The 13,996-nt window shown below is 59.1% G+C and carries 14 protein-coding genes; 8 read left to right on the plus strand and 6 right to left on the minus strand.

What is annotated here, in order from left to right; translation table 11 throughout:
* The 3 genes from PMI28_RS25300 to PMI28_RS25290 all read left to right on the plus strand — a co-directional run.
* A partial coding sequence (locus tag PMI28_RS25300) for an NAD(P)/FAD-dependent oxidoreductase (RefSeq protein ID WP_007982490.1) occupies positions 1–859 on the plus strand: 859 nt, incomplete at its 5' end.
* Between the two features lie 25 nt (positions 860–884).
* The gene (locus PMI28_RS25295) at positions 885–1,439 is read left to right on the plus strand and encodes a helix-turn-helix domain-containing protein (protein WP_007982493.1); all 555 of its coding nucleotides are present in this window, start codon (positions 885–887) and stop codon (positions 1,437–1,439) included.
* Between the two features lie 20 nt (positions 1,440–1,459).
* Complete coding sequence (locus PMI28_RS25290) at positions 1,460–2,806, plus strand: glutamine synthetase family protein (RefSeq protein ID WP_007982495.1); 1,347 nt, start codon at positions 1,460–1,462, stop codon at positions 2,804–2,806.
* Between the two features lie 268 nt (positions 2,807–3,074).
* Here PMI28_RS25290 and PMI28_RS25285 read toward each other — a convergent pair whose 3' ends face one another.
* From PMI28_RS25285 to PMI28_RS25265, 5 genes are all read right to left on the minus strand, one after another.
* On the minus strand, positions 3,075–4,460 hold the full coding sequence (locus PMI28_RS25285; protein ID WP_007982497.1) for a purine-cytosine permease family protein: 1,386 nt from the start codon (positions 4,458–4,460) through the stop codon (positions 3,075–3,077).
* Positions 4,461–4,465: 5 nt separating this feature from the next.
* Entirely contained in the window at positions 4,466–5,143 is a 678-nt protein-coding gene (locus PMI28_RS25280; protein WP_007982499.1) for an isochorismatase family cysteine hydrolase, read from the minus strand.
* Positions 5,144–5,234: 91 nt separating this feature from the next.
* Positions 5,235–5,387, minus strand: a complete 153-nt coding sequence (locus PMI28_RS30720; protein WP_165824815.1) for a hypothetical protein — start codon at positions 5,385–5,387, stop codon at positions 5,235–5,237.
* A gap of 174 nt (positions 5,388–5,561) precedes the next feature.
* Positions 5,562–6,605 carry an LLM class flavin-dependent oxidoreductase gene (locus tag PMI28_RS25270; RefSeq protein WP_007982502.1) on the minus strand — a complete coding sequence of 348 codons (1,044 nt, stop codon included), beginning with the start codon at positions 6,603–6,605 and terminating at the stop codon, positions 5,562–5,564.
* A 231-nt stretch (positions 6,606–6,836) separates the two neighbouring features.
* Entirely contained in the window at positions 6,837–7,322 is a 486-nt protein-coding gene (locus tag PMI28_RS25265; protein WP_007982505.1) for a flavin reductase family protein, read from the minus strand.
* Between the two features lie 324 nt (positions 7,323–7,646).
* On the opposite strand from PMI28_RS25265, the gene PMI28_RS25260 reads away from it, so the two are divergent.
* Positions 7,647–9,053 (plus strand): purine-cytosine permease family protein, encoded by a 1,407-nt coding sequence (locus PMI28_RS25260; RefSeq protein ID WP_007982506.1) that lies wholly within the window; start codon positions 7,647–7,649, stop codon positions 9,051–9,053.
* A 69-nt stretch (positions 9,054–9,122) separates the two neighbouring features.
* Here the strand turns inward: PMI28_RS25260 and PMI28_RS25255 are convergent, their stop codons facing one another.
* A complete protein-coding gene (locus tag PMI28_RS25255) occupies positions 9,123–9,743 on the minus strand; it encodes a glutathione S-transferase family protein (protein ID WP_007982507.1) in 621 nt (206 codons plus the stop codon).
* Positions 9,744–10,098: 355 nt separating this feature from the next.
* Between PMI28_RS25255 and PMI28_RS25250 the strand changes: the two genes are divergently transcribed.
* The 4 genes from PMI28_RS25250 to PMI28_RS25240 all read left to right on the plus strand — a co-directional run bounded on the left by PMI28_RS25250 (position 10,099) and on the right by PMI28_RS25240 (position 13,581).
* Complete coding sequence (locus tag PMI28_RS25250; RefSeq protein WP_007982508.1) at positions 10,099–11,424, plus strand: OprD family porin; 1,326 nt, start codon at positions 10,099–10,101, stop codon at positions 11,422–11,424.
* A 220-nt stretch (positions 11,425–11,644) separates the two neighbouring features.
* Positions 11,645–11,839, plus strand: a complete 195-nt coding sequence (relB, locus tag PMI28_RS25245; RefSeq protein ID WP_007982509.1) for a type II toxin-antitoxin system RelB family antitoxin — start codon at positions 11,645–11,647, stop codon at positions 11,837–11,839.
* Entirely contained in the window at positions 11,826–12,104 is a 279-nt protein-coding gene (locus tag PMI28_RS0128285; protein ID WP_033063086.1) for a type II toxin-antitoxin system RelE/ParE family toxin, read from the plus strand. The genes relB and PMI28_RS0128285 overlap by 14 nt, the downstream gene beginning before the upstream one ends.
* Positions 12,105–12,480: 376 nt before the next feature.
* On the plus strand, positions 12,481–13,581 hold the full coding sequence (locus tag PMI28_RS25240) for a polyamine ABC transporter substrate-binding protein (RefSeq protein ID WP_007982510.1): 1,101 nt from the start codon (positions 12,481–12,483) through the stop codon (positions 13,579–13,581).
* Positions 13,582–13,996 lie beyond the last annotated feature (415 nt).

Consider the following 13,996-nt stretch of genomic DNA (forward strand, 5'->3'; position numbering starts at 1 on the left):
GTGGCAGCACGACCCCAGCCACAAATGGGGCCACGACAAACTGCAATTCATCCCACGGCAACAGTTGCCGGATTGGGTTGCCAGCGAGCGTTATCAGGCTGGCTTGTTCGATCCCGAGGGCGGGCATTTGAACCCGCTGAAACTGGCCCTCGGCCTCGCGGATGCAATTGAGCGGGCTGGCGGCCGTATCTACGAGCAAAGCAAGGCGTTGAGTTATGGCGAGGAGGGCGACGGGTTTGTGGTGACGACCGAACGCGGTCGTATTCGCGCCGATGTGCTGGTGCTGGCGTGCAACGCCTACCTCGATCGGCTCGACCCGCAACTGGCGAGTTGCGTGTTACCGGTCGGCACGTATCAGGTCGCGACCGCGCCGCTGACGAAGGAGCAAGCCACTGCGCTGCTGCCGAGCAACGTATGCGTGACCGACAACCAGTTCGTGCTCGATTATTTCCGCCGCACCCCGGATAACCGCCTGCTGTTCGGCGGCGGTTGCACTTACCTGGGCGGAATGCCCAAGGACATCGCCGCAGCGACCCGGCCGTTCCTGGAGCGCGTGTTCCCGCAACTCACGGGCGTCGAGCTGGAGTTTGCCTGGGGCGGACACATCGACCTGACCCTCAAGCGCACGCCGGATATCGGACGGCGTGGCGATCTGTACTGGATGCAGGGGTATTCGGGGCATGGCGTGCTGCCGACACTGGCCGCGGCGCGGGCGGTGTCCGACGCGATACTCGGTCAGCCCGACGAACTGTCCCTGTACCAGGGCCTGAACAACGGCAGTTTTCCCGGTGGAAAATACCTGGCCGCGCCGCTGGAAGCCATCGGCAAAGCCTGGTATCGACTGCGCGACAGTATTTGAAGCGACACTTTCAGGAAGCCTCTGGATGGACATGCAAGAAGAAATATCGGCGCTGGCGATCCTGATCCAGGACCTGCGCAAACACAAAAAATACACCCTGAAGGAACTGGCGGACAAAATCGGTCGCTCGGTCGGTTTTCTGTCCCAGGTCGAGCGCGGTCTGTCGCGTCCGACGGTGGCGGACTTGACCGCCATCAGCGAAACCCTGGGGGTGCCGACCACCTATTTCTACAGCCTGCCCAAACCCATGGCGTTGTCCTGGGTCACCCGCCCGGACGAGCGCCGCACGCTGTACTACGCCGATGGCATTACCGACATCCTCGTTTCGCCAAAAATGCGTGCGTCCTTTTCGATGCTCGAAAGCCAGCTTGAGCCCGGCGCCAGCAGCGGCGACCGGCACATGAAGGACAGTTCCGAGCAGGGTGGTTATGTCCTGGAAGGGGAGTTGACCCTGTGGCTCGATGACAACGAACCGGTGACCCTGCGTCCCGGCGACAGCTTTCAACTGGCCAGCCATGCGCACTGCCGCTACGGCAACCTGTCCGACCAACTGACCCGCGTGCTTTGGGTTTACACCTGATAACAACAAGGAACAAAACGATGGATGCTGTGTGCTCTGATCTGCTGGCCGAGGTTCGCAACTTCCGCCACTGCAACCCTGAAGTGCGTTATGTCGACCTGATCTCCCTGGACATTCCGGGGCACTTCTACGGCAAGCGCTACCCGATCGAAATGCTCGAAAAAGTGGCTGCCGGCAGTGTGCTCAAGCTGCCGCAGAACTGCGTGCTGCTCGGCACTCAGGGCGGGTTGTTCAAGATCGGTGATTACTGCTTCAACGACGGTGACCCGGATGCACCCCGTCGCCTGGTGCCTGGCACGTTGAAACGGGTGAACTGGGAAAAGCAGCCGTTGGGCCAGATGCTGATCACCTCCGACGGCACGGAAAAGCCCATCGAATTCGAACCTCGCGAAGTGTTGGCGCAGGTGCTGGACCGGCTCCATCGCAAGGGTATTTTCCCGGTGGTGGCTTTCGAGCTGGAGTTTTACCTGTTCGACAGCCGCTTGAAGGATGGCTTGCCGCAGTTCCCCCGTGATGAGTTGACTGGCGATACCGATGATCAGCCGAACATGCACATCGAGCGCTTGTCGCGATTCGCCCCGGTGCTCGATGAAATGGTCGAGACGGCGCGAGCGCAAGGTATCGATGCCACAGTGATCACCGCCGAGCTCGGCCCGGGTCAGTTCGAAATCAACTTCGGTCATTGCGATGACGGCCTGCGCGCCGCCGACTGGGCGGCCCTGTTCTGTCGAAGCACCCGGGGCGTGGCGCTCAAGCACAACTATCGCGCCAGTTTCATGGCCAAACCCTACTTGCAACACCCCGGCAGTGGCATGCACGTGCATGTCAGCCTGTATGACCAGGCCGGCAACAATCTGCTGGCGGCGAACGGCCAGCGGGCGCTGCGTCATGCGGTGGCCGGTTGCCTGGATGTGTTGCCGCATTGCATGCCGATTTTTGCCCCGAACCACAACGCTTTGCGCCGTTTGAGCGGCACCGTGAACGTCGCGTCCCGCGCCAGTTGGGGCTTTGAGGATCGCGATGCTTGCCTGCGCGTACCGGACTCGGACGTTAAAAACCTGCGTATCGAACATCGCCTGGCAGGCGCCGATGCCAACCCGTATCTGGTACTGGCGGCGATTCTGGTGGGGTTGGAGCAAGGTCTGGAAGGGGAGCGCGAGCCGATTGCACCGCTCAACGAAGACCGCAGCAGTGGCATCGATTTTCCGTTGGAAATGCTCGAAGCGGTGCAGTCCATGCAAAGTCACTCACATCTGCGCGAAGGCTTGGGGGCGGAGTTCGTGGACGTCTACTGCGAAAACAAACGTCAGGATCATCTGGCATTTCTGCATGACATTAGCGCGCGGGAGTATCGCTGGTTCTTGTAGTCGTCCTTAGAAAATATGTGGATATATAAGGGCTTAGAACATTTAGTAACTGGATAGTGAATAAAAATATCTTGTTACAGGGTGAAATATTCCGTAATATCCGCGCCGCGTTCACCACCACGGTTTATGCATTTTTAAATCCCAGGCGTCCATCAGCTGCCTGGGATTTTTTTTGCCTGATTTTTGTTGATTGCCATTAGTGGCGAGGGAGCTTGCTCCCGTTGGGCTGCGTAGCGGCCCTAAAAATCGGAATTCATACTGTCATGCGTCAATTGGGTTCGCTTCGCGACCCTACGGGAGCAAGCTCCCTCGCCACAGGGTGTGTGCGCCGCTTCATCAGCCAGTAATAACTCAGCGCAGGCACCAGCAACCCGACGATCCATGCCAGATCCACCCCGTCCAGCGCCGTGGCCACCGGGCCGACGTACAGCGTGGTGTTCATGAACGGAATTTCCAGGGCAATCGCCAACAGGAAACTGCCGCAGGCAACCCGGTTGACCCGCCCGTAGATCCCATTCAGGTCGAAGATGTCGTCAATCCGGTATTGGCCTTTGCGCAGGCAGTAGTAGTCCACCAGATTGATCGCCGTCCACGGGATCAGAAAGTAGCTCATGAAGAAGATGAAGTTCAGGAAGAAGTTGATGAAGTCGTCCTGACTGATGGTGCACAGGGCCGTGGCCACCAGGCTGATCAGCAGCATGAACACACCGCGCACCCGCGGGGTCACCTTGAGTCGGGCGAAAGGTTCGATCACGGTGATGGTCGACATGAACGCGCCGTACAGGTTGAACACGTTGATCGACACCTGGCCGTAGACGATGAAGGCGAACAGCAGCACCGCGCCAGCGCCGAACAAACCGGCGACATGCCCGCCGACGTTGCTGGAAAAGTCGCCGATGCCGACGCTCAGAATCGCCCCGAGAATCATCATCCACGCGCCGCCGCTGACCGTGCCGGCGTAGCTGTACCAGAACACCTGGGCGGTCGGCGTGCTGCTCGGCAGATAGCGCGAGTAGTCGGCGACGTAAGGCGCGTAGGACAGCTGCCAGGTCACGGCAATGCTCACCGCCACCAGGAATTTCGACAACGAGAAGCCGGTTGGCAGCCATTGTTCGGCCGGGATCGGCAACTGCAAGGCGAGCATTGTGGCGGCCACGAACACCACCAGCGACAGGATCGACAGCAGCTTCTGCAAGCGATGAATCAACCGATAGCCATAGAGGGCGACGACGAAGCACAACGCGCCGATCAGGTAGATGTTGCCCGACATTGGCAGTGGGCTGACGGACTCCAGCGCCTGGGCCGCGAGCAACGTGTTGCTGACGAAGAAGCCCAGGTAAATCAGCATCACGAACAGCAGCGGCAACACCGCCCCCAGCACGCCGAATTGCGCCCGGCTCTGGATCATTTGCGGAATCCCCAGCTTCGGTCCCTGTGCCGAGTGGGAGGCCATGAAAATCGCCCCCAGCAACGAACCGATGATGATCGCCAGCGCACTCCAGAACAGGTTGAGCCCCATCACCACCGGCAACACACCGGACGCGATGGTGGTGATGTTCATGTTGGCGCCGAACCAGATATAGAACAGCGAGCCCGGCTTGCCGTGGCGTTCGGTTTCGGGGATGAAATCGATACTTCTTTTTTCGACTTGCATGGCGATCACTCCTGAGTCCGGACGAGACGGGATTGCAGACGGGCGATGGTGCCGGGCAGCTCATGGGGCTGGTGGGCAAACAGGTCTGGACGTTCGGGGATCAGGCTCAGGTAGTCGCGCTGCTCCAGGGCACGCTGGCATTCGGTTGTGGTGAGGATTTCCAGCGAGTAGACCCAGTTGGCCATGATCAGCAGGGCCGAATAGTGCCCGGCCTCGGTGGTTGTGGTGCAGGCATCGCTGACCAGGCGCACGCGATAGCCCAGGGCGAAGGCATCGAACACGCTGGTCAGTACGCAGACGTCGGTCAACACGCCACAGATGATCAGCGTGTCGACTTCCAGAGCCTTGAGTCGGGCGTCGAGGTCGGTGCGGTGAAAGGCACTGTAACGGCCCTTGTCGATGATCAATTCACCGGGCTGCGGCGTCAGCGACTCGATGATTTCCACTTGCCGGGTGCCGGCGCGGTAACTGCCGGGGCCACCGTCGACGGCCAGCGGTTCGCCGTGGGGCAGGCCACTGCCGTCGGCCTGATTGATGTGGCGGGTATAGATGACAGGCATCCGCTGGCGACGGGCAGTCGTGAGCAGGGCAGCGGTATGGGCGACTACCGTGGCGAAGTTTTCGAGGACGAAACCGTCCTCCTGTTGCATGTCGATGATCAACAGCGCGCTGTTATTGTTCATTGGGCAAACCTGATCAAAGGCGAAACACGATGCACCGCACGCGCCATGCAATGGCGAGACGCGAGGGGCGTGATTGGCTGTTCGGGTGGGCTCAGTGAACTATTTGCCAGAAGCCGTTCTGCTTGGCCGAAACGCTGGCGCGCAGGCGCTTGAAATGCAGGTGCGAAGCGGTCCATTCACCGCGCAGGTAAGCCCGCGCGGCGCCGGAGGGAAGGGCGAGTGATGGGAGACGACCAGTGATCATGGAAATCGACTCTTGTGGGGGCGCGCTTGCTCCCACAGGACAAATGCGTACCTGTAGGAGCGAGCTTGCTCGCGAAAAACTCTGGACAACGCGGTCATTCAGATGGCCCGCGTTATCGTTGGCGTCCATCGCGAGCGAGCTCGCTCCTACAGTTGATGTCGCAGGGCGGCGCACTCAGCGAAACGCTGGCACCACATGCTTGATAAACAGCTCCAGGGATTTTTTCTTCTCCGCGTGGGGCAGGCTGTTATCGCACCAGAAGCTGAACTCGTCGACCCCCAGTTCCTGGTAGTACTTGATGCGCGGAATGATTTCTTCCGGGGTGCCGATCATGGCGGTCTTGTGCAGGCTCTCCAGTTCGAACTCAGGGCGGCCGGCGAATTTCTCTTCCGGGCTCGGCGCGAGGAAACCGTTGACCGGCGTGGTCTTGTTGCCGAACCAGGCATCGAAGGTGCGGTAGAACTTCGAGATCGCCTTGGCCCCGACTTCCCAGCCTTGCGGATCGTCGGCGGTGTGCACGTGGGTGTGACGCAGCACCATCAGTTGCGGGCGCGGCACGCCCGGGTTGTTGTCCAGCGCGGCCTGGAATTTGTTCTTCAGGTCGAGGACTTCTTCGTCGCCTTTCATCAGCGGCGTGACCATCACGTTGCAGCCATTGGCCACGGCGAAGTTGTGCGAGTCCGGGTCGCGGGCGGCGATCCACATCGGCGGGTTCGGCTGCTGGATCGGCTTGGGCACGCTGGTGGAGGTCGGGAACTTCCAGATGTCGCCGTCATGGGCGTAGTCGCCGTTCCACAGTGCACGCACCACCGGAACCATTTCCCGCAACGCCTGGCCGCCGGAGGACGCTGGCATGCCACCGGCCATGCGGTCGAATTCAATCTGGTAGGCGCCACGCGCCAAACCGACTTCCATGCGCCCGTTGCTGATCACGTCGAGCAATGCGCATTCACCCGCCACCCGCAGCGGATGCCAGAACGGCGCGATGATGGTGCCGGCGCCCAGGTGAATGGTGGTGGTCTTGCCCGCGAGGTAAGCCAGCAGCGGCATCGGGCTTGGCGAGATGGTGTATTCCATGGAGTGGTGCTCACCGATCCACACGGTGCTGAAACCACCGGCCTCGGCCATCAGCGTCAGTTCGGTCAGGTCTTCGAACAACTGGCGGTGGCTGACGCTTTCGTCCCAACGTTCCATGTGTACGAACAGGGAAAACTTCATGACGCTTACCTCGGATCTATTGTTATTGGCCCGTCGACTGCGGGTTCGCTGTCTATTGGTATACCATAATACATATTTTCCGCAAATGACTTCTCTTCGCGGCTAACGCTAACCAGTGTGGGAGCGGGCTTGCTCGCGAAGACGGAGTGTCAGTCAACACATATGCCGCCTGGAAGTTCGCTTTCGCGAGCAAGCCCGCTCCCACAGGGGGATGCGGTGATATCAGAGGGTTCAGGCCAGCGCGGGCAGGGCGCCCATCTTGCCGTGGCAATACACCAGTGGCCCGCTGCTCTGCCGAGGCACGATCAGATTTTTCACCGCGCCGACCATGATGGCGTGGTCGCCGCCTTCATATTCGCGCCACAACTCGCATTCGATGACCGCCGTGGCGTTAGCCAGAATCGGGTTGCCCAACTCGCTGAGCGTCCACTCGATCCCCTGGGCCTTGTCCTTGCCTTTGCGCGCGAAGGCATAGGCCTCGCTTTGCTGGCCGCCGGAAAGCACATGGATGGCAAAACGTTTGTTTTTGATCAGGACCGGGTAGGAATCGGAGCTGTAGTTCGGGCAGAACAGCACCAGGGCCGGGTCCATCGACAGCGAGCTGAAGGCGCTGGCGGTCAGGCCGACGATTTGCCCGTCGTCATCCAGGGTGGTGATCACGGTCACTCCGGAGGGGAACGAACCCATGACTTGTTTGTAGATGGCGGCATCGATCATTGGACGGTCCTCGGCGGGTGTGACGCGGTTTTTATGTGTTTGTAGGTCTGATGGTATACCGTAATACATCGATTGCAAGGTCTTTTTAGGTGACCCGATAAACGTACGGCTTTCGTCGGGAACTCAATGATTACGGGGCTTTCAGCTAGCCAGGTTTGGCGTGAATCGGGCAGGATAGCGGCTCAGATGCTTGTTCAAAGACCGGATCAGTCTTGTTTAAAGCTTGGAATACCATAATATGGTTGGCATCTGAGGGGTGACCAAAGAGTCCCCCCGGTTTGGCTTCATACAAAGATAAGAACAGACAAACTCGAGTTCATGCACATGTCCCAGATGTCCCGGCAAGATCCGTTGATCGAGAACCACACGGTCGACTACGTTCCACTCGCAGAGCGCCACGGGAAGGCCCGCGATCTTTTCACCCTGTGGTTCAGCACCAACATTGCGCCACTGCCCATCGTCACCGGCGCGATGGTGGTCCAGGTGTTCCACCTCAACCTGTTCTGGGGTTTGCTGGCGATTGCGCTCGGGCACATGGTCGGCGGCGTGGTGATTGCGCTGGCGTCGGCCCAGGGGCCATGCATGGGCATTCCGCAGATGGTGCAGAGCCGTGGTCAGTTCGGCCGCTATGGCGCGCTGCTGATCGTGTTCTTCGCGGCGTTGATCTACATCGGGTTCTTCATTTCCAACATCGTGCTGGCAGGCAAATCGATTGTCGGCATTGCGCCGTCGGTTCCGGTGCCGGCCAGCATTCTCATCGGTGCCCTCAGTGCCACCGCCATCGGCGTGATTGGCTACCGTTTCATCCACACCCTCAACCGCATCGGCACCTGGGTGATGGGCAGTGCCTTGCTCGCCGGTTTCCTCTATATCTTCGCCCATGACTTGCCGGCGGACTTCTTCACTCGCGGTGGGTTCAACCTGTCCGGCTGGCTGGCCACGGTGTCGCTGGGCATCATCTGGCAAATCAGCTTCTCGCCGTATGTGTCGGACTACTCGCGCTACCTGCCGGCGGATATCGGCATCACCCGGCCGTTCTTTGCCACCTATCTGGGTGCGACCCTGGGCACGATCCTGTCCTTTACCTTCGGCGCCGTTGCAGTACTGGCAACCCCGGAAGGCACCGAGGCAATGGTGGCGGTCAAGCAGTCCACCGGTTGGCTGGGGCCGATCCTGATGGTGTTGTTCCTGCTCAACATCATCAGCCACAACGCCTTGAATCTGTATGGCGCGGTGCTGTCGATCATCACTTCTATCCAGACCTTCGCCAGCCAATGGACGCCCAGCATCAAAGTGCGCGTTGTGTTGTCGAGCATCGTGCTGGCGGGTTGCTGCGTGGTGGCGCTGGGTGCTTCGGCGAATTTCATTTCGCAGTTCATCGGCCTGATTCTGGCGCTGTTGCTGGTGCTGGTGCCGTGGGCGTCGATCAACCTGATCGACTTCTACCTGATCAAGCGTGGCCGCTACGACATCGCGTCGATCTTCCGCGCTGACGGCGGCATCTACGGTCGTTTCAACCTGCATGCGATCATTGCCTACTTCATCGGCATCATCGTGCAACTGCCGTTCGCCAATACTTCGCTGTACGTCGGGCCATACGCCAATCTGGTCGAGGGCGCGGACCTGTCATGGCTGGTTGGACTGGTGGTGACCTGTCCGTTGTATTTCTGCCTGGCCACGCGGGAGCAGGCTCCGGAAATCCGTTCGGCGAAACTCGGTTACACCGACTGAGGCAAAACCGTTCGTGTTTGTCTGAAAATGCCCGGCGCGTCGCCGGGCATTTTTGTTTGCGGTGATTGTTCAGCGATTCTGGAACGCCGCCCGGGCGCGCTGTATCGACGGTCTGGATTCAACGGTGTCGAACCAGCGCGACAGCTGAGGAAGCTGTTTCCAGTCCAGTCGATCACGGAACGCCGTGACGATGGTGAACGCCGAAATGTCGGCCATGGAGAACTGCTGTCCGGCCATGAAGTCGTCTGTCAGAAAGCTTTCCGCGTAGGTGAGCTGCTCGATCACCCGCAGATCGATGATCGCCGCCGCCTTGTCCTGCCCCGCCTGGTGCAGAAAAAACGCAGCATGGCTGGGGGCGATGACATCGGTCACGAAAAAGAAATAGCGGTCAATCACCCGGATGCGCTCAGGTCCGGGTTGCGCCGGTGCCAGCCGTCCGGGTGCTTTGGCCTCGGCGTAGTGGATAATGGCGTTGGACTGGTTGATGACCAGCGCCGGCGTCATCCCGTGATCGATCAGGGTCGGCACTTTCCCGGCCGGGTTCAGCGTCAGATATGCCGGGTCCAGTTGCTCACGCGCATGCAGGTCCAACCAGCGTGGCGAGTAAGCAATACCGGCCTCCTCAAGAGCAATGGCAGCCCGTAGCGTATTACCGGTGTTCGCGCCGTACAGTTCGATTTGATCGTTCATGGGTCATTGCTCTTGTTGGGACATACAGGCAGCCACTGCACACCGCCAATGATGTCAGTATGGTGAAAATCCGCCGTACTGATATTCAAAAACTGTGATCGTCCATACCCCTGCGCGACAAGCCTTATCCCTCCACGAAAACTACTTTCACCTCGTTTGATAATAACGTCTCGAAATGTTTTAAGAGTTTCACGCGCCATTCAGTCATCCCTCACTTCGAACTTCTGCTGCTCCTGTCGCTCAGCGGGCGTGCTTGATTGCGCACTCGTATTGAGAGCGCTCTCGTGGGCGGCAATCGGGTTCTGACTGGCAGTTAAACCTTCAAATAACGATAAGAAACACCCAGGAGCACCGCATGTTCAAACGAGCCATCCCCGCCGCCGTCCTGCTGGTCACCAGTTCGATGGGCGCACAGGCCGCAGACTCTGTCGCCCACGGATTTCTGGAGGACAGCAAAGCCAGTCTTTCGATGCGCACCCTGTACTTCAACAGCGATAACCGCGACGGCGCCGCGGCCCCTTCGAAAACCGAGGAGGCAGCCCAGGGGTTCTTGCTGCGCTATGAGTCGGGGTTCACACAAGGCTCGGTGGGGTTCGGGCTCGATGCCCAGGCGCTGCTCGGCATCACACTGGACAGCGGGGCAGGGCGCCACGTTGGTAGTGGCATGATTCCTTCGGACGGCGACGGCGCTGCCGACGCCTGGAGCAGTTTCGGTCCTACGGCGAAGATGCGCCTTGCCAGGACTGAATTTCGCTACGGCACCTTGCTGCCCAAGTTGCCGATCCTCCTGGCGAACGATGCGCGTGTGTTGCCGCAATCGTTTACCGGTGCGCAGATTACTTCGAACGACATCGATGGCCTGACGTTGACCAGCGGTGTACTTGAGCATGCGGTAGGGCGCGCCTCGACGGACCGCACAGGCTTGTCGGTCGCCGGCAGCACTCAGGACAGCAACAAGTTCTACTACGCCGGTGCTGACTACAACCTCACCAGGAATCTGAAAACCCAGTATTACTTCGCGCAGCTGGAAGATTTCTACAACCAGAACTTCCTTGGCCTGACGCACATCCTGTCCATCGACAGCGCGAGCTCACTGATCACCGACCTGCGTTATTTCCGTACCACGTCGAGCGGTGCCAACAGCTCTGCTTCCGGCCGCGCGCAAGGCTATCGGGTATCGGGTTACACCGACGACAACGACGGTGAAATAGACAACAGCACCTGGTCTGCGACGCTCACCTATACCCAGGGTGGGCACGCGGTGACGGTGGGACATCAGCGCGTGGGCGATGGCAGCAACTTCGTCCAGCCCAATCAGGGCAGCCTGGTGGACAAAGGGGCGGGCGGCGGCAGTGTCTACCTGCCCACCGACAAGATGATCCAGAACTTTGCCCGGGCCGGAGAACAGACGAATTTCGGGCAATACAGCTACGACTTCGCGCCCTTGGGCATGCCGGGGCTGAAAGCCTCGATCGTGTATTTGAAGGGTACGGACATCAAGGCGCAAAACACCAGTGATCAGTCCGAGTGGGAACGCGACATGACCCTGGACTACGTGTTGCAGTCGGGCACGTTCAAAGGGCTGGGGTTCACCTTGCGCAACGCCAAGTCCAACACTGATGCTGGGCGCAATGTGGATCAGAATCGGCTGATCATCAATTACACGTTGTCGTTGTTGTAACCGTCAGGCTGGGCGGTAGTCCTCGAACGGTTGAATTCATAGGAAGTCCGAGGAATTGTCTGACGTGTTTTTAGGGTTGGCCGTCGGAAGCTGGACGTTTACGCTTTGACTTGTGTGGAGTCGTTAACCCGACACCGGGCAAGGATGTCCTTTATCCGGACCGCGACGACAACAAACCACCGACCCATTAGACTGGTACGCAATGATCATGGAGATCACTATGAGCGCCCATCTTTCCCCGATCGATTCCGAGTTCGAAACAGAAGAGCAAGCCGCCAGCCATGACCGGTGGTTCCGAGCCAAAGTCCAGGCTTCGCTGGACGATCCGCGCCCAAGTATTCCGCACGACGAAGCCATGGCTTTAGTCGAGCAGAGGTTGGAAGACAAGCGCAAAGCTCGTCGTGCGGCTCGTTAAGTGGAAACTTCAGGCTGTTGATGCGTTGACCGAGATCATCGATTACATCGAGCAATACAGTCCCGCCTCCGCTGCATCGTTGCACCGCACGATTGTGACTGCTACGGAGGGGCTATCCTCCATGCCCCATGGTTTCAGGCCAGGTCGATTGCCCAAGACTCGGGAGATGGTTGTCCATCCGAATTACGTGGTGGTCTATCAAGTGATAGAGGACGTCGAAATCCTGACCGTATTGCATGCCAGGCAACAGTACCCTGTGACCTGACCCGAACGTTGATTCTGGTTCCATAAAAATAAGCCGCGTCTCCTGATCAGGACACGCGGCGATTTTATGCCCGCCGTTATTGCTCACTCAATCGCGGTTATTCATCGGCTGTTTGGACTAACCGTCGGTGTAAAGCCTCCGCAACGCTAATCAATGCGGACACGTATTTTGGCCGTTTCGATCTCCTTTTGGCCTGCCTCACGCTGTGAACCGACCACGCTGTCAGCAAGAATCAGACGCGGGTTGCCGAGTCAGCAATCCAAGGTGAAACCACAACCAGAATCTCCACTTCCTTGCCCTTGGCTATTTTCAAGGCTGCTGCCGTGTACAGAACATAAAAACCATCGAACTCACGCCACACTTGGGGAAAAGATCCATGGACTCAATGAAACGCATGCTGGGCGCCACCGTTTGCGGACTGTCGCTGCTGGCCAGCGCGGTGCACGCCGAACCGCGCGAATTGCGGGTGTACAACTGGGCGGACTACATCCTGCCGTCCGTGCCCAAGGATTTTGCCAGGGACACCGGGATCAAGGTGACCTGGGACACCTTCGACACCAACGAGTCCCTGGAAGCCAAGCTGCTCACCGGCAACTCGGGCTACGACCTCGTGGTGCCCTCCAACCAGTTCATCGAAACCCAGATCAAGGCGGGCGTGTTCCAGAAGCTCGACAAGTCCAAACTGCCGAACTGGTCGCACCAGGATCCGGCGCTGCTCAAGCTGCTGGACAAGAACGACCCGGGCAACCAGTACGGCATGCCCTACATGTATGGCACCGTGCTGATCGGCTTTAACCCGGCCAAGGTCAAGGCAGCGCTGGGCGAGAATGCGCCGGTGGACAGCTGGGACCTGGTGTTCAAGCCCGAGAACATGGAGAAGCTCAAGGCCTGTGGCGTAGCCATGCTCGACTCACCCTCGGAGATTCTGCCGTTGGCCCTGCATTACCTGGGGCTGGACCCGAACAGCCAGAACCCGGATGACTACGAAAAAGCCAAGGCGTTGATGCTCAAGGTTCGCCCTTACGTCACCTACTTCAACTCCGCCAAGTACATGACTGACATCGCCAACGGCGATATCTGCGTGGCCATCGGTTACTCCGGCAGCTTCTATCAATTCGGCAACCGCGCCAAAGAGGCGGGCAACGGCGTGGTCGTCGACTGGCGCCTGCCGAAAGAAGGCGCGCCGATCTGGTTCGACACCTTCGCCATCCCGAAAAGCGCGAAGAACGTCGCCGAGGCCCATGAATTCCTCAACAACCTGATGGACCCGAAAGTGATCGCGCCGATCAGCGACTTCCTCGGTTACCCGAATGCCAACAGGGACTCGCTGGCACTGATCGACAAGGACATCACCGGCAACCCGGACCTGACACCGACCAGCGAGGCATTGAAGACGCTCTACGTCGTACAGCCATTGCCGCAGAAGCTTGAGCGGGTCCGTACCCGGGTGTGGACCAGTATCAAGTCCGATCAGTAACACCGGAAACTGGTGGGAGCAGGCTTGCTCGCGAATGCGGAGTGTCAGTCAATACAGGTGTCGACTAATCCACCGCTTTCGCGAGCAAGCCCGCTCCCACAGTTGATTGATGCCGAACACAAATCCTGCGGATGACAAAGATCCAGTGTGGGAGCGAACTTGCTCGCGAATGCGTAGTGTCAGTCAAGCATGTGTCGACTGATCCACCGCTTTCGCGAGCAAGCCCGCTCCCACAGTTGATTGATGTCGAACACAAACCCTGCGGATGACGAACATCCAGTGTGGGAGCGGGCTTGCTCGCGAATACGTAGTGTCAGTCAAGCAGGTGTCGACTGATCCACCGCCATCGCGAGCAAGCCCGCTCCCACAGTTGATTGATGCCGGACACAAATTCTGCGGATGACGAACATCCAGT

This window comes from Pseudomonas sp. GM48, assembly GCF_000282335.1.
Taxonomy (GTDB): domain Bacteria; phylum Pseudomonadota; class Gammaproteobacteria; order Pseudomonadales; family Pseudomonadaceae; genus Aquipseudomonas.

Excerpts from the sequence above, each read along its gene's own strand:
- PMI28_RS25295 (WP_007982493.1), top strand. The coding sequence starts at position 885 with ATGGACATGCAAGAAGAAATATCGGCGCTGGCGATCCTGATCCAGGAC.
- PMI28_RS25290 (WP_007982495.1), top strand. The coding sequence starts at position 1,460 with ATGGATGCTGTGTGCTCTGATCTGCTGGCCGAGGTTCGCAACTTCCGC.
- PMI28_RS25285 (WP_007982497.1), bottom strand. The coding sequence starts at position 4,460 with ATGCAAGTCGAAAAAAGAAGTATCGATTTCATCCCCGAAACCGAACGC.
- PMI28_RS25280 (WP_007982499.1), bottom strand. The coding sequence starts at position 5,143 with ATGAACAATAACAGCGCGCTGTTGATCATCGACATGCAACAGGAGGAC.
- PMI28_RS30720 (WP_165824815.1), bottom strand. The coding sequence starts at position 5,387 with ATGATCACTGGTCGTCTCCCATCACTCGCCCTTCCCTCCGGCGCCGCG.
- PMI28_RS25270 (WP_007982502.1), bottom strand. The coding sequence starts at position 6,605 with ATGAAGTTTTCCCTGTTCGTACACATGGAACGTTGGGACGAAAGCGTC.
- PMI28_RS25265 (WP_007982505.1), bottom strand. The coding sequence starts at position 7,322 with ATGATCGATGCCGCCATCTACAAACAAGTCATGGGTTCGTTCCCCTCC.
- PMI28_RS25260 (WP_007982506.1), top strand. The coding sequence starts at position 7,647 with ATGTCCCAGATGTCCCGGCAAGATCCGTTGATCGAGAACCACACGGTC.
- PMI28_RS25255 (WP_007982507.1), bottom strand. The coding sequence starts at position 9,743 with ATGAACGATCAAATCGAACTGTACGGCGCGAACACCGGTAATACGCTA.
- PMI28_RS25250 (WP_007982508.1), top strand. The coding sequence starts at position 10,099 with ATGTTCAAACGAGCCATCCCCGCCGCCGTCCTGCTGGTCACCAGTTCG.
- relB (WP_007982509.1), top strand. The coding sequence starts at position 11,645 with ATGAGCGCCCATCTTTCCCCGATCGATTCCGAGTTCGAAACAGAAGAG.
- PMI28_RS25240 (WP_007982510.1), top strand. The coding sequence starts at position 12,481 with ATGGACTCAATGAAACGCATGCTGGGCGCCACCGTTTGCGGACTGTCG.